General features: G+C 63.5%; 23 protein-coding genes, 2 tRNA genes and 1 pseudogene. 14 read left to right on the top strand and 12 right to left on the bottom strand.

Annotated elements, in window-relative coordinates; genetic code table 11:
• Nucleotides 1-18: 18 nt before the first annotated feature.
• The 5 genes from mhpA to OOZ51_RS06785 are packed head-to-tail and all read right to left on the bottom strand — an operon-like array spanning nt 19 to nt 5,879.
• Nucleotides 19-1,566 carry a bifunctional 3-(3-hydroxy-phenyl)propionate/3-hydroxycinnamic acid hydroxylase MhpA gene (mhpA, locus tag OOZ51_RS06805; RefSeq protein ID WP_265978493.1) on the bottom strand — a complete coding sequence of 516 codons (1,548 nt, stop codon included), beginning with the start codon at nt 1,564-1,566 and terminating at the stop codon, nt 19-21.
• Nucleotides 1,563-1,910: a DoxX family protein gene (locus tag OOZ51_RS06800; RefSeq protein WP_265978492.1), complete on the bottom strand. Its 348-nt coding sequence runs from the start codon at nt 1,908-1,910 to the stop codon at nt 1,563-1,565. Before OOZ51_RS06800 ends, mhpA begins: the two co-directional genes overlap by 4 nt.
• A complete protein-coding gene (locus tag OOZ51_RS06795) occupies nt 1,907-3,805 on the bottom strand; it encodes an acyl-CoA synthetase (protein WP_265978491.1) in 1,899 nt (632 codons plus the stop codon). Before OOZ51_RS06795 ends, OOZ51_RS06800 begins: the two co-directional genes overlap by 4 nt.
• A complete protein-coding gene (locus OOZ51_RS06790; protein WP_265978490.1) occupies nt 3,802-4,740 on the bottom strand; it encodes a fumarylacetoacetate hydrolase family protein in 939 nt (312 codons plus the stop codon). Before OOZ51_RS06790 ends, OOZ51_RS06795 begins: the two co-directional genes overlap by 4 nt.
• The gene (locus tag OOZ51_RS06785) at nt 4,737-5,879 is read right to left on the bottom strand and encodes a VOC family protein (RefSeq protein WP_265978489.1); all 1,143 of its coding nucleotides are present in this window, start codon (nt 5,877-5,879) and stop codon (nt 4,737-4,739) included. Before OOZ51_RS06785 ends, OOZ51_RS06790 begins: the two co-directional genes overlap by 4 nt.
• A gap of 130 nt (nt 5,880-6,009) precedes the next feature.
• On the opposite strand from OOZ51_RS06785, the gene OOZ51_RS06780 reads away from it, so the two are divergent.
• Nucleotides 6,010-6,708 (top strand): TetR/AcrR family transcriptional regulator, encoded by a 699-nt coding sequence (locus tag OOZ51_RS06780; protein WP_265978488.1) that lies wholly within the window; start codon nt 6,010-6,012, stop codon nt 6,706-6,708.
• Nucleotides 6,709-6,926: 218 nt separating this feature from the next.
• Here the strand turns inward: OOZ51_RS06780 and OOZ51_RS06775 are convergent, their stop codons facing one another.
• Nucleotides 6,927-10,058, bottom strand: a complete 3,132-nt coding sequence (locus OOZ51_RS06775; protein ID WP_265978487.1) for a fibronectin type III domain-containing protein — start codon at nt 10,056-10,058, stop codon at nt 6,927-6,929.
• Between the two features lie 488 nt (nt 10,059-10,546).
• Here OOZ51_RS06775 and OOZ51_RS06770 point away from each other — a divergent pair.
• Nucleotides 10,547-10,619 (top strand) — tRNA-Asn (locus OOZ51_RS06770).
• Between the two features lie 78 nt (nt 10,620-10,697).
• Here the strand turns inward: OOZ51_RS06770 and OOZ51_RS06765 are convergent.
• The 3 genes from OOZ51_RS06765 to OOZ51_RS06755 all read right to left on the bottom strand — a co-directional run bounded on the left by OOZ51_RS06765 (nt 10,698) and on the right by OOZ51_RS06755 (nt 12,639).
• On the bottom strand, nt 10,698-11,105 hold the full coding sequence (locus OOZ51_RS06765) for a hypothetical protein (RefSeq protein WP_323054695.1): 408 nt from the start codon (nt 11,103-11,105) through the stop codon (nt 10,698-10,700).
• Nucleotides 11,106-11,165: 60 nt separating this feature from the next.
• A complete protein-coding gene (locus tag OOZ51_RS06760) occupies nt 11,166-11,345 on the bottom strand; it encodes a YMGG-like glycine zipper-containing protein (RefSeq protein ID WP_059387861.1) in 180 nt (59 codons plus the stop codon).
• 64 nt (nt 11,346-11,409) lie between these two features.
• On the bottom strand, nt 11,410-12,639 hold the full coding sequence (locus OOZ51_RS06755) for a multidrug effflux MFS transporter (protein WP_265978535.1): 1,230 nt from the start codon (nt 12,637-12,639) through the stop codon (nt 11,410-11,412).
• A gap of 175 nt (nt 12,640-12,814) precedes the next feature.
• On the opposite strand from OOZ51_RS06755, the gene OOZ51_RS06750 reads away from it, so the two are divergent.
• The 5 genes from OOZ51_RS06750 to OOZ51_RS06730 all read left to right on the top strand — a co-directional run bounded on the left by OOZ51_RS06750 (nt 12,815) and on the right by OOZ51_RS06730 (nt 16,728).
• The gene (locus OOZ51_RS06750) at nt 12,815-13,663 is read left to right on the top strand and encodes a phage holin family protein (RefSeq protein WP_265978483.1); all 849 of its coding nucleotides are present in this window, start codon (nt 12,815-12,817) and stop codon (nt 13,661-13,663) included.
• A gap of 50 nt (nt 13,664-13,713) precedes the next feature.
• Nucleotides 13,714-14,337, top strand: a complete 624-nt coding sequence (locus OOZ51_RS06745; protein WP_265978481.1) for a CDP-alcohol phosphatidyltransferase family protein — start codon at nt 13,714-13,716, stop codon at nt 14,335-14,337.
• The gene (locus tag OOZ51_RS06740) at nt 14,337-15,242 is read left to right on the top strand and encodes a DMT family transporter (RefSeq protein ID WP_265978480.1); all 906 of its coding nucleotides are present in this window, start codon (nt 14,337-14,339) and stop codon (nt 15,240-15,242) included. Before OOZ51_RS06745 ends, OOZ51_RS06740 begins: the two co-directional genes overlap by 1 nt.
• Before the next feature lie 110 nt (nt 15,243-15,352).
• On the top strand, nt 15,353-16,549 hold the full coding sequence (locus tag OOZ51_RS06735) for a glycosyltransferase (protein WP_265978478.1): 1,197 nt from the start codon (nt 15,353-15,355) through the stop codon (nt 16,547-16,549).
• A 105-nt stretch (nt 16,550-16,654) separates the two neighbouring features.
• Nucleotides 16,655-16,728 (top strand) — tRNA-Ile (locus tag OOZ51_RS06730).
• Nucleotides 16,729-17,193: 465 nt separating this feature from the next.
• On the opposite strand, the gene OOZ51_RS06725 is transcribed toward OOZ51_RS06730, so the two are convergent.
• Together OOZ51_RS06725 and OOZ51_RS06720 are read right to left on the bottom strand one after the other, a co-directional pair.
• Nucleotides 17,194-18,069: an SGNH/GDSL hydrolase family protein gene (locus tag OOZ51_RS06725; RefSeq protein WP_265978476.1), complete on the bottom strand. Its 876-nt coding sequence runs from the start codon at nt 18,067-18,069 to the stop codon at nt 17,194-17,196.
• A gap of 206 nt (nt 18,070-18,275) precedes the next feature.
• Nucleotides 18,276-19,382 carry a hypothetical protein gene (locus OOZ51_RS06720; RefSeq protein ID WP_265978475.1) on the bottom strand — a complete coding sequence of 369 codons (1,107 nt, stop codon included), beginning with the start codon at nt 19,380-19,382 and terminating at the stop codon, nt 18,276-18,278.
• Between the two features lie 271 nt (nt 19,383-19,653).
• Between OOZ51_RS06720 and OOZ51_RS06715 the strand changes: the two genes are divergently transcribed.
• Nucleotides 19,654-20,844 (top strand): acyl-CoA dehydrogenase family protein, encoded by a 1,191-nt coding sequence (locus OOZ51_RS06715; RefSeq protein ID WP_265978474.1) that lies wholly within the window; start codon nt 19,654-19,656, stop codon nt 20,842-20,844.
• Nucleotides 20,845-20,946: 102 nt separating this feature from the next.
• Here the strand turns inward: OOZ51_RS06715 and OOZ51_RS06710 are convergent.
• A pseudogene (locus tag OOZ51_RS06710) lies at nt 20,947-21,351 on the bottom strand (M23 family metallopeptidase); the annotation flags it as partial.
• Between the two features lie 434 nt (nt 21,352-21,785).
• Here OOZ51_RS06710 and rpsB point away from each other — a divergent pair.
• The 6 genes from rpsB (at nt 21,786) to OOZ51_RS06680 (ending at nt 26,733) form a co-directional block, all read left to right on the top strand.
• Nucleotides 21,786-22,703 (top strand): 30S ribosomal protein S2, encoded by a 918-nt coding sequence (rpsB, locus tag OOZ51_RS06705; RefSeq protein ID WP_265978473.1) that lies wholly within the window; start codon nt 21,786-21,788, stop codon nt 22,701-22,703.
• Between the two features lie 121 nt (nt 22,704-22,824).
• On the top strand, nt 22,825-23,661 hold the full coding sequence (gene tsf, locus OOZ51_RS06700) for a translation elongation factor Ts (RefSeq protein WP_265978471.1): 837 nt from the start codon (nt 22,825-22,827) through the stop codon (nt 23,659-23,661).
• 145 nt (nt 23,662-23,806) lie between these two features.
• A complete protein-coding gene (gene pyrH / locus OOZ51_RS06695; protein ID WP_265978470.1) occupies nt 23,807-24,544 on the top strand; it encodes a UMP kinase in 738 nt (245 codons plus the stop codon).
• 102 nt (nt 24,545-24,646) lie between these two features.
• Complete coding sequence (gene frr, locus OOZ51_RS06690; RefSeq protein ID WP_265978468.1) at nt 24,647-25,204, top strand: ribosome recycling factor; 558 nt, start codon at nt 24,647-24,649, stop codon at nt 25,202-25,204.
• The gene (locus tag OOZ51_RS06685; RefSeq protein ID WP_265978466.1) at nt 25,204-26,127 is read left to right on the top strand and encodes a phosphatidate cytidylyltransferase; all 924 of its coding nucleotides are present in this window, start codon (nt 25,204-25,206) and stop codon (nt 26,125-26,127) included. Before frr ends, OOZ51_RS06685 begins: the two co-directional genes overlap by 1 nt.
• A 21-nt stretch (nt 26,128-26,148) precedes the next feature.
• A complete protein-coding gene (locus OOZ51_RS06680; RefSeq protein WP_265978465.1) occupies nt 26,149-26,733 on the top strand; it encodes a DivIVA domain-containing protein in 585 nt (194 codons plus the stop codon).
• Nucleotides 26,734-26,793 lie beyond the last annotated feature (60 nt).

The raw sequence follows: 26,793 nt of genomic DNA, 5'->3' as shown, positions 1-26,793 counted from the left end.
AGGGCGGGGATTTTTGGTTCAACGCTTTGTTCGTTCAGCGTGCGCGGTTGCCGAGAGGAACGACGGCAAGCGGGTGAGGCTCCCGGAGACGGAGTCGGAGGTGAACATCACGGTTCTGTCCGGGCGGACAACCGCAGCAGCGACTCGATAACGGACCAGCCACTGGTGGAGCTCAGATCCGGGGTCGGGGACGACAGGTGCCGCGCCCTTGTGAAGGATGCGTTCGCACTCCTCGGGCGTGATCGCGAGAGCCAACAGCGCGAATCCGTCTCCGGCGACGTCGTCGAACCGGTTGGCGTCGGGGTTAACCGACGTCGGGGCGTTGGGACAGAGACGTCCGACGACGGAGGTGCGGGCGAGTGCCGAGAGCCGAACGCGAGAGCCAGAGGGTAGCGCTGCCCAGGACCGGGCGGCGAGTCCTGCCACGAGGTGCAGGCCCGGTCCGAGGAACCTCCGTAGGCCGGTGCCGAAGCGACCGCCCGCGGTCATAGTGAGGCCGACCAGCTTTGCGAGGGTGATTGTTCTTCTCGCGTGTCGCTTGCGCTCGGCCTGGTAGCTTGCCAGCGCGGTTGCGGGGAGGTCGCCGGCAAGAACGCCGGCGAGCTTCCAGGCCAGGTTCATCGCATCTCGGAGTCCCGCCCCCATGCCCTGACCGATGAAGGGAGGACTCAGGTGAGCGGCGTCGCCGAGGAGGAAGACGCGGCGGTCGCGCCACTTGTTGGCGATCTGGGCGTGGAAGGTGTAGTCGGCCACCCGGAGCACGTGCAGATCGTCCGCCGGGATGTCGCCGGTCCACGGCCGGATCAGCGGATGGAGAGTGTCCATCGTCGCGAAGTCGGCGGCAGTCTCGCCAGGCAGCAGTCGGAACTCCCAGCGGTAGCGCACTTCTCCGACGCGCATGTAGGTACCGGCACGGTAGGAGTCGCACAGCTGGTGGACGCCTTCCCATTGGTTCAGTGGCGCTGCGGTGTCGATGTCGATAACCAGCCATCGCTGTTCGAAGCCCAGATCCTCCATGTCCGCCCCGATGGCTTCCCTCACCTCGCTGTTGGCGCCGTCGCAGCCGAGGACGTGGCTGGCACGGACCGACTCGCGTATCCCGGTGACACGATCCGTGAAGTCCACCCGAACTGCCGCGTTGCCTTGGGTCACACCGAGCACCTCCACATTGCCGCGCAGGGTCACCGTAGGCATCATCCGGAGGTTGTCTCGCATGAGCTGCTCAAGGTCCGGCTGGTCGAACATGTTCGCTTGGGGGTAGCCGTGGGCGCCGATGTCGGTCGATCGCTGGAACTCCGCGATCACCTGGTGGCCGGGTGTGAGCAGACGTAGCCCGCGTGCGGGGCGGCTGAGCCCGGCGAATTGCGTCGCCACGCCTAGGCGGTTGAGGATGCGATAGACCTCGTCGTCAAGATGTACCGCTCGTGGTAGCGGGTAGACGCCCTCCCAGCGGTCCAGGACAAGGCACTCGACTCCGTACAGGCCGAGTAGCGTGGCGACGGCCAGCCCGGAAGGGCCAGCGCCGATTACGACCACAGACACCGCGCCACGGTTGTGGGTGCTCATGCTATTGCCCCCGCAATGAGAACAAGATAGCTGACGAGTGCCGCCGTCATGACCACCGCCGGGGCGATCTCGCGTGGACCGTCGCCTTTCCTGAGGTGGGTGACGCAGGCTCCTGCCATCAGAAGCACGAGGCCGACGGCTGCTGCGAGGCCGATCCACGCCTCGATCAGCCCGAGCAGGAGGCCGAGGACGGCAAGCAGCTCCAGCGCGCCGATGCGCTTGTAGGCGTCGCTGTTGAAACCCACATGCGCGGCGCGGACGAGCATCCCCGGCGCGCCGACCACCTTTGCCAGGCCGAGCATGGTGAAGCATCCAACCAGGACTGCCGTGAGGACGATGATCATCGATCCGCCTTTGGTGCCGGACAATGCCTGACCCGCCATCGGACGCCGTACTCGCCGAGGGCATGCTTGACGGCCGTATGCGATGCCTCGTCAGCAGTCACGGTGACGACTATCGCGCCGTCCTCGATATCGGCTTCCACGGCGTGCACGGCGGCCATCTCCCGTAAGGCCTCCCTCAGCGCTTCCCTTGTGGCGTCCGCCCGGAGCGCGAGCTTGTATGGTTTGCCGACCGCGGTGACCGGAAGCTGGTCGACGACGGTGACGGACTTCGGCGTGGATGCCCGTTCCCCGACACGGTCCTCCGCCCATCGAATCAGGTCCTCGGTCCTGGTGGTCGCACCCGCGGTCAATGTGACGTAGGCGACCGGTACCTCCCCCGCATGCCGGTCGGGTCTGCCGACCGCCGCTGCGCCGGTCACGTCCGGGTGGGTGAGGAGGACGTCCTCGACGATTGCGGGGTCGATGTTGTGGCCGCCTCGGATTATCAGGTCCTTGGCGCGACCAGTGAGCTGGATGAAGCCGTCCTCATCGATCTGTCCGAGGTCGCCGGTGTCGAGCCAGCCATCCCGCAGTTTGCCGAGGCTGTCTAGCAAGAGGCCGCCGGGGCCGTTCCCGATCACGTAGCCGGGGAAGACCGTCGGGCCCTTGATCACCAGCAGGCCTCTCGTGCCTGGTTCGAGATCATGCCAGCGTCCGGCGTCGTCGACATGCACCGCCTTGATCTCTTGGTATGGCAGTCGACAGCCGAGCGAGCCCTTTGTGGCGTCTGGGAAGCTCCGTACGCTTACGCACGTCGCTTCCGTCAGGCCGTACCCTTCGGTGAGGGCGACGCCGGTCGCCGTCTCGAAGCCGGCGCGCACGGCTGCGGGCAGGGGACTGGCTCCGACCATGGCGTGGCGCAGGCTGCTGATGTCGGCATTCACGGGAGACGCGGCGAGCTTGGCGTAGACGGTAGGGACGGCGCTCATCGCGGTAAGCCGGTGGTGCTCGACGAGCTTCCAGAAGACCTTGTAGAGAGCCGGTTCGCGATAGCCCAACGGTCCGGACCACACCACCGATTGGCCCTTGAAAAGGGGAGCGAGGACGGTCACCACGAGGGCGTTGACGTGGAACAGCGGCAGGGCGGCGAAGTACACCGCGTTCTCGTCGACGAGCTCGTTGGCTGCGAGCATCCAAGCGTCTGCGATCTCATTGGCCTGGGTGTGTGCCGCCAGCTTCGGGGTCCCGGTAGTGCCGCCGGTGTGGAAGAGCGCCGCCAGATCGCCTGGTCCGGGCTGATCGCCGTGGAACTGCTCGGACGATGCGTCTGCTGCCCGCCGCATCAGGTAGTCCACGCTTGCATATCCCACGGTCCCGGCCGGGCCGGCTGGCGCCTGTCCGGTTGATGACAAAAGGAGCACATGGTCCACCAGGCCCTTGTTCGCAAGGCTGAACGCGGTCTCGGTGACGACCGGATCAAGATCAGGCCCGGCGGCCACCAGCACACGCGCACCCGAGCGCTGGAGCAACTCGGCAATATGATCCTCGGATAGGCCGGGATTAATCGGGACGGCGATCCCGGCAGCCTGGGAGGCCAAGGTCGCGGCGATGAGCTCCTGGCAGTTGGGCGAGAGTAAGGCAACGGTGTCTTGGCGGCCAACCCCGATTTCTGCCAGCAGGTTCGCTATCCGGTTCACGTCCCAGAGAAGCTCGGCGAACGTCAGCTTGACCGGTTCCTGCCAACGCTCAGAGTCCCGAATTATCGCCGCCGCCGTGCGATCCGGCCACAGCTGGGCGGCCCTACACAGCAGCTCGTATGTCGACGCCGGAAGACCGCGTTCCGAGAGGGGCGTCCTCTCGATCTCGACGACGTCGTCCGGGCTCGAGTACCGCGGCCAAAGAGGCGTACCGTTCACCGGGCCTCCCTCACCATCGTGCCCTGGCGCCCCAGGTCGACCTTCCCGTCGTCGGTGCTGATGGCGATCTCTATGACGTCACCCCCCTTGAGGTACTTCGGATTGCGGCCTTGGGCCTTGAAGAAAAGACGCCACTTAATGGCCGGAGGTAGCAGATTGGCGATCATCTCGACTGGCTTCGGTGGTGCGCTCAGTGCGGTGCCGGCAGGTGTGCCTGTCAGGACCAGGTCACCCGGTGAGAGGTGCTGGAAGCGGGTGAGTGCCCGCAACGCCTCGACCGGGAGGTAGATCATGTCGGCCACCGTCATGTCCTGGCGGATCTCACCGTTTACCCAAAGCCGCAACCGCAGCTCACCAAAGCGCTTCCAGTCCTCATCGTCGAAAAGCACGAGCGTCGGTCCGGTGGGGGTGAAGCCCGGATAGGACTTGGACTCGTAGAACTGGGTCTTCAGGAGTTGCAGGTCGCGGGCCGAGACGTCGTTGGTGATCACGAGTCCAGCGACGTAGTCGGCGATCGTCTCATCGCTGATGACAGCGCCGACCGGGGTCTCACGGCCCATCACGAGGCCAATCTCAGCCTCGTAGTCGAGGAACCGCACGTGCCCGGGCCGGACGACGTCGTCATAAGGCCCGCTGATCGAGCCGGAGGACTTGCGGAAGAATGTCAGCGGGATCTTCTTAGGATCCATGCCGGCGTCTCTTACGTGCGAGGCAAAGTTCGTCATTTGGGCCATCACCCGGCACGGCACTGTGATCGGCGAAACGAGGTCGAGGTTTTCCACGGGCACAGTCTCACTTCCGCCGATAGCGGCTTGGATGGCCGCCCGATCGGCGAGCAGCTCGCCCGTGGTGGTCGCAGGGGTGGCGATTCGGATAGCACCAGTGGGCGTATGGACCCACCAGCCGTCGGCGGTACGCAGGATGGAGACGGTCATGAGGTGGCTACTTTCATCAGGCCGCGCAGCCTCGTGAGATCGAACTCGTTGTCGTCGCGGAGCGCTGAGACCATCGAGGCCAGCTCGCGCAGCGACTCTCGGCCCGGGGAGATACCGAGGAAGTCCTTGCTGGCCGGAGGGCCCCACTGGGCGAGACCGGAGGCGGACATTTGTGCCCAACCGGGCTCGAGGGTGCAGTCGAACATGTCCCCATCAGTGAAGTGCTCAACCAGGAAGCCGTTGGGGTCGCGCCAGTAGTCGAAAATTTGGCTGCCCTGGATGTGGCGGCCGATCCCCCACGAACGCTGGTACCCAAGGTTGCGCAGAAGCTCACCCCCGGCGGCAAGAGCATCAATGTCGGCGACCTGGTATGCGGAGTGCACGTAGCGATTCGTCGGTCCCAGCGTCATCGCGATCGTATGATGATCGGTCGGTGTCGAACCCCGGTCGCACCGGATGAAGCTCATTGTCGGACCGCGCTCGCGCTGCCCCGGGTAGTAGAGGAAGTCACTGACGATCAGGCCGAGGTGCTGGAGGTACCAGTCGAGCGTTTCACGGTACTTTGTGCTCTGCAGCACGACGTGACCGAGGCGCTGGACCGTCGCTGGTTGACGCAGTGGCCGCTGGGCCTGGTTGGTCCGCGCCACCGCGTGGCCGGCGTTGAACGTGAGGGGCGTCTGGGCCGGTAGGGCGGGGAGTTTGTGTGTGTCTGCGACGACGCGGATCGCAGCGCCGCTCGGATCCACGAGGCCGACTCCTATGCCGCCGATTGTCTCCGGCAGCTTCTTCGAGGTCGCGCCCGTCGCGTCAGCCAGGCGAAGGACGTCCGATGCTTCGGCCGCAGCGAACGCGGCACCCACGTAATGCGATCTCGGTCCGCGCCGTACGATCACGCACGGCGCTCCGGTGTCAGTGCCGCGGAGATGCAGTTCGTCACGGGTTCGCAGACTCGTGGCGAAGCCGAAAGCGTGTGCGAAGGTCTCTGCAGCGGGCAGGTCTGGCTTCTGGAACTCGAGCCAGGCGATGTCGTGCACCTTGATGATCGGGTTCGCCGCCCGTCCGGGGTGCTCGCCTCGCAGCGCCCCCTGGTCACTGTGAAGATCGCTGTGGGTGCCGTGGTGGTCGTGGTGGTCGTTCATTGATTGGCTCTCTTTCTGACTAAATCATCGATTATGACGATATCGTCAGTCAAGGGCAATTGAAGATTTCTTCATATCTGACGGCGCGCTGCTAAGCTTCCTGTGACCGAATGACTTCAAGGAGGCAGCGATGACCCCACCCCCAGCCTCGTCTTCTGAACCCACCCGGTCGCATCGGCGGAAGGCGCAGACTCGCGCCGCGTTGGTCCGCGCAGCACAGTCATTCCTTGCTCAAGGACAGACCAACATGCCGGTGCTGGAAATTACCCAGGCCGCGGACGTCGGACTCGGCTCCTTCTACAACCACTTTGAGTCGAAAGACCAACTGTTCGAGGCAGCTGTCGATCACGTCTTGGATCTCCTCGGCGCGGTCCTCGACGAGCTCACCTCCGACGTCGACGACCCCGCCGTCGCGTTTGCGACAAGCTTCCGGTTGACCGGTCGCTTCCACCGCCGTGAACCTCAGCTCAGCAAGGTGATCCTGCACAGCTCACTTGACCTCCTCGGCGCGCAGACAGGACTGACACCGCGTGTCCGGCGTGACATCCAGGCCGGCGTCGAGTCCGGTCGGTTCACAATGACAGACGTCGACGTCGCCGTGGTGTGCGCCGTCGGGGCGGCAACTTTCCTCGGACAGCTCTTGCATGCTGAACCGGACCGCGACGACGCCGAGACGACGGATCGGGCGGCCGAGGCACTCCTGCGAATGCTGGGTGTGTCTTCCAACGAAGCGCGTGCAATATGTCGCAGCCCACTCCCCGAGCTCCATACGGCAGAGCTGCGCGGTGCCGTCGGCGAGGCGACAACCGACGGAGACGCGGCTCGCTGAATTGCGTGACCTTGGGCCGCTTGTTGGCTACTCGATCAGGTGGGTGGCTCCTTGATGCTCAACGGCTCGGCTGGCCACCGCGTCGAGGTACTCCTGGCGCAATTGCCCGTTTGGGCGATCACCGAGTCCTACTCGCTCCGATGTATCCGGAGCATCAAAGTGGCTATCCGAAATCCCCGTCCTCAGCATGAGGGCGGGGATTTTTGGCGTCTGATTCTTTACCTCGTGGTGAGGGTGACGTCGTCGAGGTACATCCAGGTGTCGTCCGCCGGGCTGGACCCGTCGAGGTGGACGTTGAACCAGAGCGTGATGGTCTGGCCCTTGTATGCGGACAGATCGGCGCTGAGCTGGGTCCAGGTGCCGTTGTCGTTGCAGAGCTTGAACAGGCTCGCCAGGACCGTGCCGTTGGTGGAGCGGACCTGCGCTTCCATCCAGTCGTAGGGGCAGGCGTTGCCGGTGCATGGGTCTTCTGCGCTGTGGGGCTGGTACCAGAAGGACAGTGTGGTGGTCCCGGTGGCGGGGACGGTGATGGTCTGGGACAGGCTGCTGTCGCCGAGGGGTTCGTTGCCGGACGCCAGGCCCAGGAGTGCCGAGCCGGTGCCGGTGTGGGCGGTGGTGGAGGCCACGGGTGCCCTGACCCCGCCGGTGGTCCAGGACGTGAGCCCGGATTCGAAGCCGCCGTTGGCAATGGTTGACGTGGTTGTTGCGGTGGGTGTGACCGGTGCCGAGGCCGCGGACGCCGGGGACGTGCCGATAGCGTTGGTCGCCGTCACCGTGAAGGTGTAAGCGGTGCCGTTGGTCAGCCCCGTGACGCTCGCCGTCGTCGCCGGCGGGTTGCCGGTGACGGTGACCGGGGCCAGGGTCGTGCCGGCATGCGGGGTCACGGCATAGAACGTGATCGAAGAGCCGCCGTTGGCCGGTGCGGTCCAGGACACGGTCGCCGAAGCGTTCCCGGCGGTGGCTGTTACCCCGGTGGGGGCGGCGGGCGCCGTCGCGGTTGCCGTGGGGGTGACCGGGGCCGAGGCCGCCGACGCCGGGGAGGTGCCGATCGCGTTGGTCGCGGTGACCGTGAAGGTGTACGCGGTGCCGTTGGTCAGGCCCGTGACGCTCGCCGTCGTCGCGGGCGGGTTGCCGGTGACGGTGACCGGGGCCAGGGTGGTGGAGCCGGCATGCGGGGTCACGGCGTAGGACGTGATCGGGGAGCCGCCGTTGGCCGGCGCGGTCCAGGACACGGTCGCCGAGGCGTTCCCGGCGGTGGCTGTTACCCCGGTGGGGGCGGCAGGCGCCGTCCCCACCGATTGGCTGTTGGTGAGGGTGACGTCGTCGAGGTACATCCAGGTGTCATCCGCCGGGCTGGACCCGTCGAGGTGGACGTTGAACCAGAGCGTAATGGTCTGGCCAGCGTAGGCGGAGAGGTTGGCGGTGAGCTGGGTCCAGGCGCCGGAGTTGCTGCTGAGTTTGAACAGGCTGGCAAGGGTGGCGCCGCTGGTGTTGCGGACCTGGGCTTCCATCCAGTCGTACCGGCACGTGGTGCCGCTACAGGTGTCGTCCGCGGTATGGGGCTGGTACCAGAAGGACAGCGTGGACGTCCCGGTGGCGGGCACGGTGATGGTCTGGGCCAGGGAGCTGTCGCCGAGGGGTTCGTTGCCGGAAGCCAGGCCCAGGAGTGCCGAGCCGGTGCCGGTGTGGGCGGTGGTGGAGGCCACGGGTGCCCTGACGCCGCCGGTGGTCCAGGACGTCAGGCCGGACTCGAACCCGCCGTTAGTGACGCCGGGAACGGGCGCCGTCGGCGTGACGGGCGCCGATGCGGGCGACGCCGTGGACGCCCCGACGGCGTTCGTCGCCGTCACGGTAAACGTGTACGCCATGCCGTTGGTCAACCCAGTGACGGTCGCCGCAGTTGAGGGCGGACTTCCGGAGACCGTCACCGGAGCCAAAGCCGTGCCACCAGACGACGGGGTCACGGCATACGAAGTAATCGGAGAACCGCCGTTGGCAGGCGCCGTCCACGACACCACAGCAGAAGCGTTCCCCGCTGTCGCGGTCACCCCCGCGGGAGCACCCGGAACCGTTGGCGCCGTTGGGGTGACGGGTGGTGAGGCGGCAGACGGCGCGGACGTCCCGACGGCGTTCGTCGCCGTGACGGTGAACGTATAGGCCGTGCCGTTGCTGAGCCCTGTCACGGTGGTGCTGGTCGCCGGGGGAGCGCCGGTGACGGTGACTGGGGCCAGGGCCGTACCACCGGCAGAAGGCGTCACCGCATACGAGGTGATCGCGGAGCCGCCGTTAGCCGGAGCCGTCCAGGACACTGTGGCAGAGGCGTTGCCGGCCGTCGCGGTCACCCCGCTTGGTGCCGCGGGCGCCGTCGCAGCGGCAGCGACAGTTACCGGGTGGGTGACCGTCCCTGTCAGGCCGCCGTTATCGGTCACCGTCAGCTTCACCTGGTAGGTTCCCCCCGCGGTGTAGGTATGAGACGGCTTCACGCCGGTTCCTGCCGGGGACCCGTCGCCGAAGTCCCAGCTATACGAGGCCACAGTCCCGTTCGGATCAGTCGAAGCTGAACCGTCAAACGTCGCCGTCAACCCTGACGTCGAGGAGGTGAAGGCGGCCGTCGGCGGCTGGTTCGGCGTATTTCCCAGGGCCTGGGCAACCGTTTGTACGGACGTTGTCCCGTTGGCCGTTCTCGCCGCGAGCCACGTAATGAAGGTGTTGAAGAGCGAGGGGCTGATGGTCAGGGTGGGGTCTGTCCCGACGGCAATATGGTGGAAGGTCAGTTGCACCCATCCGCCACCCGGTTCTGCATTGGTGACCAGGTCCTCGAGGTTCTGCAGCGTCCAGGTGCTGTCCACCTCATCCGGCGCCGCTGTGTTGTAAGGATTGGCCGGGGGAAGGGTCTCCGCGAAGGGGCAACCTGAGCAACTGGCAGGGGAACGGATGTCACCCAAATTGCGCGCACTGGCAAAACCGCAATTCTTCACGATTTGCTCGACCGAAGAGTTTTCGGCGGCGAAGGGATAGGCAAAGTTGGTGGCGTTGAACCCCCAGCTGGCAAGGGTGGTCCGGCCGCCGCAAACCTCGTTAGTGGCTGCCGAGGCGGACAGGGTGGTGAGGTCCGGGTGGGTGATGGTGTGGCCACCGATCTCGTTGCCGTCCGCAGCAATGCTGTTCAGGTTGGCCCGGGTAAGCCATGACGGATTATCGATCCAGCTGGTCGTAATGAAGAAGGTCCCGTGCAGTCCATGGGACTTCAGCACCTGTTCGGCCGCGAGTTGATCGTCATTGCCGTCGTCGAAGGTCAGGCTGATGATTGTCTTTGGCAGCGCCCGCGCCGGGGCTCCGACGTAGACCATGGAGTAGCCAGACAACAACAGGACGGACGCGGCAGTTGCCCAGCGGAACCATGGGTTCCGACGGCCAGGTAACTTCTCGCGCCCTCCCGAAGCTTGCCGCAGCTGTTGGAACAACAACCTGGGCTGCCGGAAGGATATGGGCCGCCGGAACAGTATGGTCAGGAGCCGCATCGGCTTCCCCTTAGGCTGAACAGACCGGATCAGTATCCCCAGGTCCGGAGCTTATGGGCTCGGCACTGCACGGGTTAAGAGTGGGCGGTACCTGTTTTGAGCGGTCCCGGCGCTCTTCACTCAGGCTCCGATACGCGTACCGGACTGGAAGCCAGGGACTCAACCGAAAGGTGGGGTAGGAGCCCCAGCGGACATTTGGCCCACCACGTTTGCGGCGCGGGCGATACCCGGGAGGGGTATCTTGCCGGCTTGCCCACAGTGATCTTGGATCGATTTCACTTGCGGCAAAACCTTTGCTAAAGTCATAACCGCTTCATTCCTCCGTAGCTCAATTGGCAGAGCATTCGACTGTTAATCGAAGGGTTACTGGTTCAAGTCCAGTCGGAGGAGCGCGAAGGCCCCGCACCGGTTTTGATCGGTGCGGGGCCTATTTTTTTGCTTCGATTTGTTCGGATTTCGCGCGATCATTCAGACGAAATCCATCTCCACTTGCAAAAATCTAGCCGCTTCGGCCACGGCCGTCCGGAAAGCCTCCTCCTCGGTGGGTGGCGTCCTCGGTTCCCGGGGGTGCCATTCGTGGGCAGCGGAGTGAACGCGTGTGAATCCGCCACCTGGGGGCGCGTAGAAGATTCCGAAGCGTTGGACGGGCCATTCGGGCGAGGTTTCCGGAGCCACAAGCAAGGCCGCGCCATTGATCGGATTGAACCATTGGGCAATCGGGCGGCGGCGGTCCTCTGTGAAGAGTCCGGCCGCGTAGAGGGCCGCAGACTGGGGGCTGGTCACAGTGCACAAGCGATCCCACCATAGCGGCAGGATGCCGTCATCCCTGCGCTGCCATGGGGCTGGAATAGGTTGCAGTTCCTGCCAACGGGGCACATCTCAACTTTATCGCCGGGCCATGCCCTGCAACAGGCCTCGACACGACGGACGGCTTGCCTAGTCCCGCTTCCAGGGCCCGGGATTGATCCGGTAAAGAATCGCCGAGCCGACGACGGCGCCCAGCAGGGCTCCGAACACGGGGTTGCCGGCGCCGCGGCCCAGCAAGAAGCCGACGACGGCGCCCAGCACCGCCCCGAGGAACAGGCCCCGGCCGTTGCGGTGCGGTTTACGCGTCATGGATTGAGCCTACTTGCCGCCGGAAGGTGCGGTCTTCGGGCATCAGCGGATGGATTTGCCCGCATCAGTGGATGGAGGGAACAGTGCGGGGTCGCACAACAAGCCAGAGGGCCGCAACGGAGCACCCGAGGCACACCGCCTGGACGGCTCCCATGGGCACGGCCGAGCCAACGCCCAACCAGCCGACCACCGGCGGAATGATCCCGGCCATCAGGAAGTTCGACGCACCCAGCAGGGAGGCCGCGGTTCCAGCCTGCGCGCCGTGGTTGGCCAGGGCAATCACCTGGACGCACGGGAACATGAACCCGGTGGCAAGGATGTAGAACCACAACGGGACCATGATTCCCCACAGTCCGAAGTGCAGGAGATCGAATACCACAATCAGCAGCGCCATCAGCAGCATCCAGGCTGTGGCGAACGCCAAGATCCATTGGGGTGCCACGCGTTTGATGACCCTGGAGCTGATCTGGACGCCGGCGACGATGCCAAGGGAGTTGATGCCGAACAACAGGCCGTATTGCTGCGGGGAGAAGTCGTAGACCTGCTGGAACAGGAAAGTCGATGCCGAGAGGTACGCGAACAGCCCGCCGAAGTTGAACCCGCCCACCAGGAGCATCCCGACGAAAATCCGGTCGGCGAACACGGCTTTGTAGCGCTGGCCCGCCGTCGACGTGGTCTGCCTGCGGAGTTCGGCAGGATACGTTTCGCGGATAAGGAACACCGCGGCAATGAACACAAGGATTCCGTAGCTCGCCAGGAAGTAGAAGATGCCGGGCCATGGCATCACCAGCAAGAGTTGGGAGCCGATGATCGGGGCCAGGATCGGTGCGAGGCCATTGACCAGCGACATCCGGGAGAACATCCGCACCATGGCGTAGCCCGCGAAGAGGTCCCGGACCATGGCCATGGCCACCACGCCGCCGCCGGCCGCACCGACGCCCATGAGGACGCGGAACAGGGCGAGCGTGTTGATGTCCGTGGACAGTGCGGCGCCGAGGGAGGAGCCGATGTGCAGGGCCGTTGCCAGGATCAACGGCATCCGCCGTCCGAATTTGTCGCTGAACGGCCCCACCATCAACTGCCCGACGGCGAAGCCCACAGTTGTACCGGTCAATGTGAGTTGAATCGCAGCCGCCGACACGTCGAAGTGGTGCTCCAGCGCGGGGAATGCAGGTAGATAGAGGTCCACCGTAAACGGACCCAGGGCGGTCAATGCGCCAAGTAGCAGGATGTAGAGGAGTTTTTCGCGTCGGCTGAGGGAATCGCCCGGTACAGGGGGAGTGTTCACGATTATCAATCCTATGTGCCACAGATCAGATTTATCAGGGATGGCGGGGCGCGCCGCAGGACTGTCCCGGAAGTTGAGGCTGAGGCTGAATGGTAGTTTTGTGGACAGGTGCGCGTGGGCGGTTGTTCCGCCCCGTGCCAGTGCCGGGTAGGAGCAAGTAGGAAGCAGTGAGGCGGAACCAATGAGTGGACGTCACAGCGGCCGGGCTAGCCAACGCCCGGGCATTTCGGCATTGCCGAACACCCTCAAACTCGCCGCCCGGCTTGCGCCGCGGCAGCTCAATGACGAAATCAGCATGGCTAAGCTTGAGCTCAAGGGCAAAGGCAAGCATCTGGGGGTTGCCGGTGCATTCGTCGGCGTCGCGCTGATCTTCCTCTCTTTGCTCGTCATCGCCTTGGTAGTTGCCGCCATCCTCGGCTTGGCCACGGTCATGCCGGCGTGGCTGGCTGCGCTTGTGGTTGCTGCAGTGTTCCTCCTGATCATTCTTGTGGGAGCCCTCGTGGCATTCCTCGCCTTCAAGAGGGCCATGCCTCTTGTACCTGAAAAGACTATCCGCGGTATCAAGCACGATCTCGGCATTATCAAAGAGGGGACGTCGTTCGACGCCAGCATCCTGGACCCATCGTCGGAGGCCTATAAGGCTGCGGAAGCAGCGAAAGCGGCAGCAGCCGAGAAGGCCAAGGCCGAGAAGGCCGCCAAGGAAGAGGCACACAAGGCCGAGCTGCCCCCCGCCCCGAGCGAGACCGAACTGCTCCGCCGTCTGGAGCAGCGCCGCGAACACCTCGCGGACGTTCGCGATCAGCTCGGCGTCGAGCTCGATGTCAAGACCCAAGGGAAGGTCCTCCTGGACGTTGCCGGTCACAAGGTCGACGACGGACGCCAGTTTGCGGCCGACAAGCTTGCAGATCTCGCCGAGAAGGTTCCGGCGGGGCTGCCGGAGCAGCTCGCCGCACGCTGGAAGGAGCTACTGCTCTTTGCCGCGTCCGCCACGGTGGCTGCAGTGGGACTACGGAAGCTGTTCAAGAAGTAGTCGGGACAGTAAGCAACCACATCAGCCGCGGACCATGGAAAGGGGGACAGATGAAGTTCATCGGTGCAGGCGCCCGCCCGGGGCAGCCGCAGATCGACCACGATCTCATCTTCACCGTCCCCAATTTCCTGACAGTCCTGCGCTTCATGGGCGTTCCGCTGTTTGTGTGGCTGGTGCTGTGGCAGAGGGAATACGGTTTCGCCGTGTTGGTCCTCGCCATCATGGGCGGCACCGACTGGGTAGATGGTTACGTCGCCCGGCGCTTCAACCAAACTTCGAAGCTGGGCCGCATCCTCGATCCGGTAGCGGACCGCCTGGCACTCATCACTGTCGCTGTCACGCTTGTCATCGCCGGGGTAGTGGACTGGTGGTACCTGGCCGCCCTTGTGGTGCCCGACGCCGTACTCGCCACCGCCTCGTTGTTCTATTTCCACAGCCACCCCGACCTCCCGGTAAGCCGGATCGGCAAGATCCGGACGGCGTTCCTGCTCCTAGGCACGCCACTTCTGGTCCTCTCCAAACTCGCGATTCCTTTCGCCGGCGTCTACTTCGTCATTGCTTGGGTCTGCCTGGGTTTGGGCCTTCTGGGCCACTGGGTGGCTGCGTACAACTACTTCTGGGCGATCCTCCGCAAGGGCAAAGAGCTCAAAGCCAACGACGGCGGTCGTAGCTGATGGTCTGGTTTGCAGTCCTTCTTGCGGTGCTTGGCGCCTTCTGCCTTGCCATCGGTGCCCAGCGCCAGGGCAGCGCGGTCAAGGCCGATACCGGTGGACTCGCCTTGAGTTCCCGCGGATTCTTGAGACTTCTCAGGAATCCACGCTGGATGTTAGGCCTGCTGTTGCTTGCCTTGGGCATGGGCATGAACGCCATCGCCTTGGTGTCAGCTCCCTTAACCGTGGTTCAGCCCATTGGAGCCATCGCTTTGGTGATCACCACGGTGGTCAACGCCAAGGACCAAGGACTCAGCATCAATCGCGGCACCGTGGTGGCGATCTCGGCCTGCGTGACCGGCTCGGCGCTGTTCGTCCTTCTGGCGGTCAACGCCACCCAGGAGAACCACCATGTCAGCGGCGAGGACGAAATAACCATCGTGCTCCTGCTTGCGCTCGCCGTAGGGCTCTTTGGAACTTTGGCTTTCATGTTCCGGCACCGCCTGAGCGCCTTTGTGTACATCCTTGGCGCCGGTGTGTTGTTCGGATTCGTCGCCGTACTGACGCGCATCATTGGCAGGCACCTTCTGGATCCCAACGGGCACTTTCTGCTCAACGTCCAGTGGTACACAGTGGTGGCCATCGCCGCGGCCGGCGGGCTCGGTTCCTGGTTCGTGCAAAGTGCATACTCCGGTGGGCCGCCGGATTTGGTGATCGCAGGCCTCACTGTGGTCGACCCCATTGTCGGGATCGCCATCGGGATCGCCATTTTGGGTGAGCTTCGTCCCGATGTCCACGCCGTGCTCGCAATCGGCATGGCTGTGGCCGCTTCACTTGCTATCGTGGGGGTTATTGCCTTGAGCCGGCACCATCCCGAGGTCACCAAGCGGAAACGTGACGCGAAGGCGGCAGCAAGCCGGAAGGCTTAGGGCAAAGTTCGACAACCGTGCCCCGCACAACCGCGGCAGGCAACCGGCGAAGACACCGCAGGGCCAGGCGTTTTGCGATGTTCGCACCGTGACCATCAGGAGTTCTCCACGTGACCGTTCCCGAAACCAACAAACCCCTCACCATCCTGATTGCGGCGGAAACTTACCGCCCGCAGGTCAACGGTGCTGCTCAGTTCGGGTACCGGCTTGCCAAAGGCATGAAGGCGCGGGGGCACGACGTCCACGTGCTTGCCTGCCGGGCAGACAACGGCAAGAGCTTCACCGAGTTCGGGGATGAGGGCACGGTGCACCGCTTGAAGTCCCACGGAGTCTTTACGCACGAGTACTTTCGCATCTGCTACCCCTGGGAAATCAAGAACGACATTCGGCTGCTCTTCGACAAGGTGCAGCCCGACGTCGTGCACATCCAGAGCCACTATATGATCGGTGAGCACGTTCTCTACGAGGCGAAGAAGCGCGGAATCCGAATCATTGCCACCAACCACTTCATGCCGGAAAACCTGAACCCCTTCCTCCCGTTCCCACAGTGGTTCAAGGACATCATCGGGCGCGTCTCGTGGAAGGACATGGGCAAGGTCATGGGCCTGGCAGACGTCGTCACCACGCCCACGCCGCTTGCAGCCAAGGCAATGCACCAGCACGCATTCCTTCGCAAGGTCCTGCCGCTCTCTAACGGTATTGACTCCGCAGCCTACGAGTTGAAGCCGGGGGAAGAGATCGAGCCGCATGCCAACCCCACCGTTCTCTTCGTAGGTCGCCTTGCAGAAGAAAAGCACGTGGACGTGCTGATCGACGCCATTTCCAAAACGCCGGCAGACCTCAATGTGCACCTCGAGGTGGTAGGCGGCGGCGAGGTCCGCTCAGGACTGGAGGCCCAGGCCAAGCGGCTTGGTTTGGGGGAGCGGGTCAAGTTTCTGGGCTTGGCGAGCGATGAGGACCTCAGGAAGGCGTACATTCGCGCCGACCTGTTCTGCATGCCCGGAACTGCCGAACTGCAGTCCCTCGTGACCCTTGAAGCGATGTCTGCGTCGACGCCGGTACTCCTCGCCAATGCGATGGCGCTGCCACATCTGGTGCGCGAAGGCGAGAACGGGCACCTGTTTACGCCGGGAGACAGCAACGAGTTGGCAGCCCGGATCACCGAGCTCCTGCGTTTGCCGGCGGGTGAGCTCGAAGCCATGGGCAAGGCCAGCCGTGCCATGGTGGAGCCCCACAGCATCCAGGGCACGTTGCAGACTTTCGAAGACCTGTACCGCGGCGCGTCCTATGAGGACAAGGTCGTCTAGTCATCTGGCTCCGCGTGGTTCTCCGGTTGGCATCGGGAGTCGAATTGTTTTGCTAGAGTGTTTTGGCCGGGAAGGACGCTGACAAAGCGGTCCCCTTGCCGACTTGGGGCTATAGCTCAGCTGGTTAGAGCGCGGGACTCATAATCCTAAGGTCCTCGGTTCAAGTCCGAGTAGCCCTACCCGAAAAGAGCCCCTGACCTGCGGAAACGCAGGTCAGGGGCTCTTTCATTTTGGAGTTCTGAGGCCTGGGCTGATGCCAGGACGAGGGCCAGCGGCATGGCAAGCAACGTTGGTACTTGTAGCGTCGATGCCTTGATCTCCAGACATTGGAGGCCAACTGCCGCCCCTATACCAGCGCAGCCGAGGAAGGCCGCTAAACCGACAAGCCATGCCACCAAGACAATGGAGGACGGCTGGGCCGTCCGAAGTTTGACAAGCCCACGCGTGGCCAAATTGCGCATCGCCCTCAGCCGCTGAGCCAACACGGCCGAGCCGCTGGCCGTGAGTTCATAAGACGGCGGCGGTCCTCACCGGGCAATGCGCTGATGTGGCCTCGGTTCTTCCAAACGAGCCAACGCTCCGTAAAGCGTTCCCAGCCCGAGCGTTATCCCCACCTGCTCCTCGGTGTCCTGGATGAGGGGTCGCTATTGGCTTTGTGGATCGTTTCCAACGAACGTTCCTGGCGGCATCCAGGCGCCAAACACGGGGCCGGGGTCCGGCCTCTTTGCGTGCCGCCCGTCGTCGGAGATTCTTTGTTTGAGACGTTGCAGGACCCATGGGAACAAGTGCTCGCGTGCCCAGATAATGTCATCGGACCTTGCTTCGCGCCAAGTACGTCCAGGTAGGTCTTTCGGTGTCATCGGCTCGAGGGTGTGGGGGACGTTGAGGGTGTCGAGCACCATGATGGCGATGGTGTGCTGCCCCAGTGGGGAGAAGTGCAGCCGGTCCGGATCCCACATTCGTGGGTGGGTGAGTTGACGCAGAGCCCAGAGATCGGCGATGACCGCATCATGCCGTGCGGCGATGGTGCGCAGGTTCTCGTTGAAGATGGCTACCTTGGCGCGGGTCCGTCCCAGCACGGGCGTGGCGCCCCAGTCTGGGCCGGCGAACAGCACAACCGTTGCGCCGGTAGAGGCAAGGAGTTGCACGCCGGCGTCCATCCGGACGGCGAGTTTGTCGGGATCGCTTCCGCGGAAGATCAGGTCATTGCCCCCGGCATTGAGAGTGATCAGATCCGGTTGCAAGGCCAGCGCCGGGCCAACCTGCTCATTGAGAATCTGACGGAGCAACCGTCCACGGACCGCCAGGTTCGCGTAGGCGAAATCTTCGTGTCCGGCGCTCAGTTCTTCCGCGACCCGGTCCGCCCAGCCTCGCAGGCCCCCCGGGCTGCGAGGTTCCGGATCTCCTACCCCTTCGGTGAACGAATCACCCAGGGCGACATAACGGCTCCACGGATGCAGGCGGGTCGCGAAACCAAAGGGGCCAACCTGCGCCGGACTTTCGGCGCTGGGGGCGTTCATCCCTCCATACTGCTCCTACCGGGCCGGACGCGCCACGGCGGGCTGGAAGCAGCGTGCTTGACTGGTGGCGCCCCATATGACCACAGAAGATTCGGGCGACTCCAAAGGACTAACCCTAAGATCCTCGGTTCAAGTCCGAGCGACCGTACAGGAAAGGAGCCCCTGACCCGTGGAAACGCAGATCAGGGGCTCCTTTGATGTGACCGTTACTCGCCGGCGCTCTTGCCGTCCTTCGAGTTGTCCTCAGCGCCGTCGGTGAACATCAATCCTTTGGGGTGAATGGCGGCCAGTTCCTTGATAGGAGCGAGAGCGCCCGTGCTCAAGTCAAGGTTTGCCAAGTATGCCGGGCCCGCATCGGGTACCACTGTGGAAACGGCCTGGCCTGCCTTGAACGGACCCGTCACGGAGAACACCTTGTTGTCCTTCGGGTCGGTGACCAACAGGGTTTGGTTGGAGTGGGCCGCGAACACGGTGTCATCCAGGGGCTGGGCAACCGACAGTACCTGGAGTGTTTGCTTGCCATTACCCGGGTTGGAGGCGAAGATCAGCTGTTGGTCACCTTGTGCATCAAGCATGAAGGAGTCCTTGAACCGCGGAGCGGCAGCCGGAACCAGGGTGTTGGAGTCCGGGTCCGTGAGGGCCAGCGTGGTTTCTTTTCCTGTCTGGGGGCCGTTCGCAGCCTTCGCAGTGGCATTGTCGCTAAAAAGGGGCGTCAGCTTGGCCGTGGTGCCTTCCAGCGCCACGGAATAGGCTGCGGGACCCGAAGCATCAACCGGCGCGGAGGCGCTGACGAGGATCTTCCCGTTGACGACAGATACCGCGTCGGTTCCGCCGCCGTGGGTGAGGCCCGAATACGTGTACGTGGCCAGCGGTTTCGCCTGGTCCGGGTTGAGGGTGGAGAAGCTGGAATTGCCGTCCTCGTTGGCGGTGAGGAGGAGACGGTGATGTTCCGGATCGGCCGTAAGACCATCAACCTTGCCCGTGACTTGCCAGGACTTGCCGGGCTTTCCGTCGAGGCTGAACTGCTGCACGGTGCTGGCCGTGATCCCGGTTGCGGACGGCTCACCCAAAGGGCCAACGCCGTTCTGGAACGATACGTACACTGAGTTGCCCATCCGGGTGATGTCGTCCGGAGCGGATTCGTTGCCGACCGGGGAAAAGGACTTCACGGTGTATCCGCCCGGCGCGGCGTGACTCTCACTCTCATCCGCGGCGGAGGCGGGCAGTGCCATGGACGCAATCGTAGAGGCAGCAACAGCCGCGCCCACCAGTACCATCGAGGTGCGCTTGAGCTTGTTCGGTGTGACAGGCATTGAAAATCGTCCTTAGCTTGGGGAAACGATGTCATAACCAAGCTAATGAAGCGGGCTGGGAACGCGCCGTGCAAAGCACCAACACCCGGGGGCATGGAGGTTAACGAGAGCGGTCCAGGGCGAGCGGGAGCTGGGGGGCTGGAGAGCGAATTTGCCCGGGAAGCGGTCTCCCGCCTGCTTCGTGGAGGCGTTGTCTGGCGGCAATGTGTTCTTGTGCGGAGGGCTGGCGTTGAGGTATGTTACTCATCAGTAACTTACGCAAAGGAGCGCCATGTCCAAGGCAGCGATCGACCTCGAGAACCTCCCATACGCCGATGGCGACTTCTATGGCTTTGAGCAACTGCTTACAGGCAAGGAGCAGGACCGGCTGGCCGAAATTCGGGCCTTTCTCTCCCGCGAGGTCAAGCCGATTGCGGTCGATTGCTGGAACCGGGGGGAGTTCCCCATGGAGCTGATCCCCAAACTGGCTGAGATCGACCTCGTGAGCCCCGTGAGGCGGCAAGGCTATTCAAATGTGTTTGCAGGCCTCGTCCATGCGGAGGCAACCCGTGCGGATGCCTCAATTGCGACGTTCATGGGCGTCCATGACGGTTTGTTCACAGGGTCCATCGAGGCTCTGGCGTCCCAGGAGCAGCAGGATGCTTGGCTGCCGGACATCTACTCCCTCAAAAAGATCGGAGCCTTTGGGCTGACTGAACCGCTGGGCGGTTCGGACGTCGCGGGCGGCACCCGGACCACCGCGCGTCGCGAGGGCGAGAACTGGATCCTCAACGGAGCCAAGCGCTGGATCGGCAATGCCACGTTTTCCGACTGGGTGGTGATCTTTGCCCGCGACCTCGCCGACAACCAGGTCAAAGGCTTCATGGTGGACACAAGCCTCCCGGGATTCAAGGCCACCAAGATCGAGAACAAGATTTCGCTGCGCACAGTCCAGAACGCCGACATCACTCTCGAAAATGTCGTGATTCCCGACTTCTTCAAACTGGCCAATGCCAACAGCTTCAGGGATACCAACAAGGTCCTCAAAGTCACGCGGCTTTCGGTGGCCTGGCAGGCGGTGGGCCAGCAGCTTGCAGCATTCGATGTTGCCCGCCGCTACGCGGTGGAACGGATGCAGTTTGGGAGGCCCTTGGCTTCGTTCCAATTGGTGCAGCAGCAACTCGTTCAGATCCTGGGCAACACGGTCAGCTCCATGGGCATGATGGTGCGGCTCGCGCAGCTCGAGGATGCCGGAGCGGCCAAGGACGAGCAATCCGCGCTGGCGAAAGCCTTCACCACAGCCCGCATGCGCGAAAGCGTTGCCCTGGGCCGCGGCATCCTGGGCGGCAACGGCATTGTCACGGACTTTGAGATGGCCAAGATCTTCGCCGACGCCGAGGCAATCTACTCCTACGAAGGCACCCACGAAATCAACACCCTCGTCACGGGGCGGGCCATCACGGGAATTTCCGCCATCGTCTAGCGGCAGCAACACGGACGGGCGAAGATCCATGACGAACGCAAGCGGGTTGACGTAGTCCTCCCCGCGCCGCACACCCCAGTGGACGCAAGTTGATTCGGAGCAGTGACTGGCGGCGACCATACCGATTGATTGGCCCCTGATTACGGTGGCGCCCTCTTTGAGTTCGCTGCTCACGGGTTCAAAGCTGCTCCGGAGCCCGTCGCCGTGGTCGATCACGATCACCGGCCTGTCCACCACGACGCCTACGAAGCTAACGGTGCCGTCGGCAGGAGCAGCGACCGGGACGCCGTCGCCGGCTGCCTGCAGGTCTACGCCGCGGTGCCCGCTTTGCCAGGGTTTGTCCGGAGGGTCGAAACTACGCACGACGGCGGGCTTGGGGGAGAGCGGCCACGCCCAGTCCGGACGGGGACTGGCGGCGGTTGCGCCGGATCCCGGGGCGGAAGCGGTGGGCGTCGCGCCCAAAGCCAGTACCAAGGGTAAAAGGACCAGAAGGTTTGCCGTTCTCATGGAACAAGCCTTTGTCAGCCTGGTGAGTCTCGGAAGCCGCAAGGCTGACTATGTGGAAAACCCGGCGAGAAAACGCGGGAATGCGGAGCCTGAACCCCGTGCAATTGCGGTCAAGAGGGTGGGGGCGCTGTAGTACACTTGGTGGAGCAGTTTGCTATGCCCTCAAGCTTGTTCAGAAGCGCCTCTCATTCAGTTGCGCGGGGGCTCCAGGCTGACTACGCGTATCCACCCCTCCAACTGCGAATCCTTGCGGATTCAACGCTGCGGAGGATTGTGCCTCTTGCGGTCCGGCGAGTCATTGGCCGGATGAGAAGTGCAATGGATGCCAGGAGCCAGGGCCCGTTCGGGTTCGGCTAACTAACCGTCAACTATTGGCAGGGTAAGAGCGGCCCGTGTGGCGCTCTCATGAATGACCTGCCGGAAGGAGCGTCGGCATGCCCGTCGTAACTATGCGCCAGCTGCTTGACAGCGGCGTCCACTTTGGACACCAGACCCGTCGTTGGAACCCGAAGATGAAGCGATTCATCTTCACGGAGCGCAACGGCATCTACATCATTGACCTTCAGCAGTCGCTGTCCTACATCGACCGCGCTTTCGAGTTCGTCAAGGCTACTGTCGCCCACGGCGGCACCGTCCTGTTCGTCGGCACCAAGAAGCAGGCCCAGGAAGCAATTTCTGAGCAGGCTACCCGCGTCGGCCAGCCGTACGTCAACCAGCGTTGGTTGGGCGGCATGCTCACCAACTTCCAGACCGTTGCCAAGCGCATCCAGCGCATGAAGGAACTCGAAGAGATCAACTTCGAGGACGTTGCAGGCTCCGGCTACACCAAGAAGGAGCTCCTGCTCCTCAAGCGTGAACTCACCAAGCTGGAAACCAACCTGGGTGGTATCCGCAACCTGACCAAGGCTCCTTCCGTCCTGTGGGTTGTTGACACGAAGAAGGAACACCTTGCCGTTGACGAAGCCAAGAAGCTCAACATCCCGGTTGTTGCCATCCTGGACACCAACTGCGACCCCGACGAAGTTGATTTCCCGATTCCGGGTAACGACGACGCCATCCGGTCCGTAAACCTGCTGACCCGCGTGGTTGCTGACGCTGTTGCTGAGGGCCTCATCGCCCGTAACCAGCGCGCAACCGGTGCTGCAGAGGCTCCGGAAGAGCCGCTGGCTGAGTGGGAGCGCGAGCTCCTCGAAGGCAGCAAGGCCGAAGCTGCTGAAGCTCCGGCAACCGAAGCTCCGGCAACTGAAGCTCCGGCTGCGGAAGCCGCTGAAGCCCCAGCTGCGGAAGCCGCTGAAGCCCCGGCCGCCGAGGCCACCGAAGCTGCTGTTGGCGAAGCCGAAGCAGACAAGTAAATCCGGATCTTTCCTGCGCCTCATATCGGTGCGGGGAGCTACTGACAGGATGGCGGCCCACTAGGTGGGCTGCCGTCCTGTCAGTCCGTAAACACATAAATTTCTAGACAGAGGGGTTCACATGGCGAACTACACTGCTGCTGACATCAAGGCTCTGCGCGAGCGCACCGGCGCCGGCATGATGGACGTCAAGAAGGCTCTTGACGAGGCCAACGGCGACGCCGAGAAGGCCATCGAGATCATCCGCATCAAGGGCCTCAAGGGCGCTACCAAGCGTGAAGGCCGCTCCACGGCTGAAGGCCTGGTTGCAGCCAAGGTCACCGGCGGCGTCGGCGTAATGATCGAGGTCAACTGCGAGACCGACTTCGTCGCCAAGGCTGACAAGTTCATCCAGCTGGCTGACAAGGTCCTGGCCGTCGCTGTCGAATCCGGCGCTGCGGACCTCGAGACCCTGCTGGCCATCGACGTCGACGGCAAGCCCCTTTCCGAGGTTGTCGTCGAAGAAGGCGCAGTCCTCGGCGAGAAGGTCGTCGTCCGCCGCATCGCCCGCATTGAAGGCGGCACGGTTGACGCTTACCTGCACAAGACCTCCAAGGACCTCCCGGCCCAGGTCGGCGTCCTGTTCGCCGTTGAGGGCGAGGGCGACGCCGCTGCTACCGCAGCTCACGACGTTGCCGTCCACGTTGCAGCCATGGCTCCGAACTACTTGAGCCGCGAGGACGTCCCGGCCGAACTGGTCGAGTCCGAGCGCCGCATCGCGGAAGAGACCGCCAAGGCTGAAGGCAAGCCGGAAGCCGCTCTCACCAAGATCGTGGAAGGCCGCTTGACGGGCTTCTACAAGGGTGAGGTTCTCCTGGACCAGGCATTCGCCAAGGACTCCAAGAAGACCGTTGCCCAGGTTCTCGAAGAGGCCGGCGTCAAGGCAACCGCAGTCGCTCGTTTCCGGGTAGGAAACTAGTAAGACTTCAAAAGGGGTGGTCACTGCGGTGGCCGCCCCTTTTGCATGCAATGGCAGGCACGCACCGAGTGCATCTACAGTCGGTGGCTTTCTGCCCGGCCCACAGCAAGATAATCTAGCCAGAGTCCACAAACGGGAAGGCACCATGGAAACCGAGAACACTGCAATCCAGCCCGGAAAGACCCGCCGCCGAGTGCTGCTGAAGCTGTCCGGCGAGGTCATCGGCGGCGGAAAGCTCGGTGTAGACCCGGAGACCGTCCGCGCTATCGCCAAGCAGATCGCCGCAGCCGTTTCCGAAGTCGAGGTGGCAATCGTGGTAGGCGGTGGCAACTTCTTTCGCGGCGCCGAACTGTCCCAGAGCGGCATGGACCGCTCCCGCGCCGACTACATGGGCATGCTGGGCACCGTGATGAACTGCTTGGCGCTGCAGGATTTCCTGGAGCAAGCAGGCGTCGAGACCCGGGTCCAGAGCGCCATCACCATGGGCCAGGTGGCCGAGGCCTACATCCCGCGGCGGGCTATCCGCCACATGGAGAAGGGCCGCGTGGTCATTTTCGGCGCAGGCGCCGGACTTCCATATTTCTCCACCGACACCGTCGCCGCCCAGCGTGCGCTCGAAGTACATGCCGACGTCGTCCTGATGGCAAAGAGCGGTGTGGATGGCGTGTACACGGCAGATCCCAAGAAGGATCCTACGGCTGAGAAGCTTGAAAAGCTCAGCTATGACGAGGCCCTGCGCCGTGACATCCGCGTGATGGACCAGACCGCCATGACCATGTGCAAGGACAACGATTTGTCCATGGTGGTCTTCGGCATGGAAGGCGAAGGGAACGTCACGCGGGCCATCCTCGGCGAAAAACTGGGCACCCTGGTCACTCCCTAGCAAGGGCTAGGATATTTCTAGGACTCTTCCGCCCGCAGGGGCGGAAATTTACTGTGCATCGCGGCCCGTGGAACGGGGCGCGACTATTTCTGAGGAGAAACCATGATCGAGGAAACCTTGCTCGAAGCCGTCGAAAAGATGGACAAGGCGGTCGAGGTAGCCAAAGAGGATTTCGCGACGATCCGTACCGGCCGTGCCAACCCCGGGCTCTACAGCAAGGTGATCGTGGAATACTACGGCACCCCAACGCCGCTGCAGCAGCTGGCTTCTTTCGCCATTCCGGACGCAAGGACCATCCTCATCACCCCTTACGACAAGACCGCCATGCGCGACATCGAAAGGGCCCTGAGCGACTCGGAGGTGGGCGCGAACCCGTCCAACGACGGCAACGTCATCCGGATCACCATCCCGGAGCTGACCCAGGAACGCCGCAAGGAATACGTCAAGATCGTCAAGGGCAAGGGTGAGGACGCAAAGGTCAGCATCCGAAGCATCCGACGCAAGGCCAAGGACTCCTTGGACAAGCTCGTCAAGGATGGCGAAGCCGGCGAAGACGAGGGCGCCCGTGGCGAAAAGGAACTCGACGCCATCACCAAGGCCCACGTCGACGGCATCGACGAGCTTCTCAAGCGCAAGGAAGCCGAGCTGCTCGAGGTCTGATGAGCGAGGCTGAGCCGGCGCCCGCGCAGGGAATCCCCACGCGCGCCAGGCGCCTACGGGGCAACCCGACGCCCAAGGCGGGAAGGAATCTTCCGGCCGCCATCGGCGTCGGTCTTGCCATGCTCTTTGCCGTTCTCGGCGGGCTGCTGTTCCTGCCGTTGGGGTTCGTCCTCCTGACCACTGCATTTGCGGTTCTCGGTGTGTGGGAGATTTTCCGCGCGCTCGAAGCCCAGGGAACCAGGATGCCGATTATCCCGGTGATGACCGGCACTGTGGCGATACCGCTGGCGGCCTACTTCGGTGGCCCTGAGAGCCAGCTCTTTGCCATGCTGGTCAGCAGCGCGGCCGTCCTCCTCTGGCGCTCGCTTGAAAGCGCCGCCGGCGCTCCCCGTAGCGTCTTTGCCGGAATTTTCACTCTTGCTTGGGTGCCTTTCCTGATCAGCTTTGCCATCTTGCCCCTCCACATCAGCGGGGGAGCGACGACGGCGGGACTCTGGCCCGATGGACAGGTTCCGGCAGGTGCCTGGCAGATTGCCGTCATGCTGTTGCTGGTGGTGTCCAACGACACTTTTGGATACCTCGTAGGCTCTTTGTTCGGCAAGCACCCTATGGCTCCCAAGATCAGCCCCAAAAAGTCCTGGGAAGGTTTCGCAGGCTCGGTGGCAGGAGCCATGGTCATCGGGATCCTGGCCAGCGTTTTCGTCCTAGGGAGGCCCTGGTGGGTCGGCGTGGTGTTGGCCGTCGGCATGGTCGCTGCGGCCACCGCCGGTGACCTCGCCGAATCCATGGTCAAACGGGAGCTGGGCGTCAAGGACATGAGCAGCATCCTGCCCGGGCACGGCGGGATCATGGACCGCCTCGACTCGATCGTCTTCGCGGCACCGGCCGCATTTATTCTTTTCGCGCTGTTGAGCGGCGCCTGACAACCACCCAGAAGGAAAGCAGTGGCAGTGGACATTCGTCGCCAGATCCCCGCAGCATTTGAGCGCGTGGAGCGTAGCAAGTACGGCTACAACGCGAAGCAAGTAGACCAGTTCTTCCAGCGCGCCCGGATGTCGTTTGAAAACAGGGCTGAGGCACCGGAAAGAGTCGCCAGCAGCGATGTCCGCGCTGTTTCCTTCGATCCCGTCAAAGGCGGCTACGACGCCACCGCTGTGGACGCCGCCTTGGACCGCCTCGAAGATGCCTTCGCCCGCCGGGAACGTGACGAGCTGATAGCGGCAGAAGGCGAGGAAGCCTGGCTGCTGAAGATCGGCAAACTCTCCGGAGTGTTACGAGGCCGTCTGCACCGACCAGATGGCCAACGCTTCCGCCGGCCGGAGAGGAAGCGTGCGCGCAGCTACAACATCGCCGAGGTCGACGCCTTGTGCGTTTCCCTGATCGGCTACCTGGAGAATGACAAACCGCTCAGCGTCGACAATGTCCGACGCGCCGCGTTCTCCGAGGCGAGAGGTCACGGCGGCTACGAAGAGGCCCAGGTTGATGCCTTCCTGGACCGGGTTGTCGAACTCATGGCCGCCATCGACTAACGTCGAACGACAAGCCCGGACGCAAGCCGGCATCCTTCAGCGGACGCAAGCCGGCATCCT

The organism is Arthrobacter rhizophilus (assembly GCF_026241105.1).
In the GTDB taxonomy this organism is placed as follows: domain Bacteria; phylum Actinomycetota; class Actinomycetes; order Actinomycetales; family Micrococcaceae; genus Arthrobacter.
Note: the sequence above shows the minus strand (reverse complement) of the source record. Positions and strands in the feature narration are given on the sequence as shown.

Coding starts and splice junctions, on each gene's coding strand:
- mhpA (WP_265978493.1), bottom strand. CDS start 1,566: ATGAGCACCCACAACCGTGGCGCGGTGTCTGTGGTCGTAATCGGCGCT.
- OOZ51_RS06800 (WP_265978492.1), bottom strand. CDS start 1,910: ATGATCATCGTCCTCACGGCAGTCCTGGTTGGATGCTTCACCATGCTC.
- OOZ51_RS06790 (WP_265978490.1), bottom strand. CDS start 4,740: ATGACCGTCTCCATCCTGCGTACCGCCGACGGCTGGTGGGTCCATACG.
- OOZ51_RS06785 (WP_265978489.1), bottom strand. CDS start 5,879: ATGAACGACCACCACGACCACCACGGCACCCACAGCGATCTTCACAGT.
- OOZ51_RS06780 (WP_265978488.1), top strand. CDS start 6,010: ATGACCCCACCCCCAGCCTCGTCTTCTGAACCCACCCGGTCGCATCGG.
- OOZ51_RS06775 (WP_265978487.1), bottom strand. CDS start 10,058: ATGGTCTACGTCGGAGCCCCGGCGCGGGCGCTGCCAAAGACAATCATC.
- OOZ51_RS06760 (WP_059387861.1), bottom strand. CDS start 11,345: ATGACGCGTAAACCGCACCGCAACGGCCGGGGCCTGTTCCTCGGGGCG.
- OOZ51_RS06750 (WP_265978483.1), top strand. CDS start 12,815: ATGAGTGGACGTCACAGCGGCCGGGCTAGCCAACGCCCGGGCATTTCG.
- OOZ51_RS06745 (WP_265978481.1), top strand. CDS start 13,714: ATGAAGTTCATCGGTGCAGGCGCCCGCCCGGGGCAGCCGCAGATCGAC.
- OOZ51_RS06740 (WP_265978480.1), top strand. CDS start 14,337: ATGGTCTGGTTTGCAGTCCTTCTTGCGGTGCTTGGCGCCTTCTGCCTT.
- OOZ51_RS06725 (WP_265978476.1), bottom strand. CDS start 18,069: ATGAACGCCCCCAGCGCCGAAAGTCCGGCGCAGGTTGGCCCCTTTGGT.
- OOZ51_RS06720 (WP_265978475.1), bottom strand. CDS start 19,382: ATGCCTGTCACACCGAACAAGCTCAAGCGCACCTCGATGGTACTGGTG.
- OOZ51_RS06715 (WP_265978474.1), top strand. CDS start 19,654: ATGTCCAAGGCAGCGATCGACCTCGAGAACCTCCCATACGCCGATGGC.
- rpsB (WP_265978473.1), top strand. CDS start 21,786: ATGCCCGTCGTAACTATGCGCCAGCTGCTTGACAGCGGCGTCCACTTT.
- tsf (WP_265978471.1), top strand. CDS start 22,825: ATGGCGAACTACACTGCTGCTGACATCAAGGCTCTGCGCGAGCGCACC.
- pyrH (WP_265978470.1), top strand. CDS start 23,807: ATGGAAACCGAGAACACTGCAATCCAGCCCGGAAAGACCCGCCGCCGA.
- frr (WP_265978468.1), top strand. CDS start 24,647: ATGATCGAGGAAACCTTGCTCGAAGCCGTCGAAAAGATGGACAAGGCG.
- OOZ51_RS06685 (WP_265978466.1), top strand. CDS start 25,204: ATGAGCGAGGCTGAGCCGGCGCCCGCGCAGGGAATCCCCACGCGCGCC.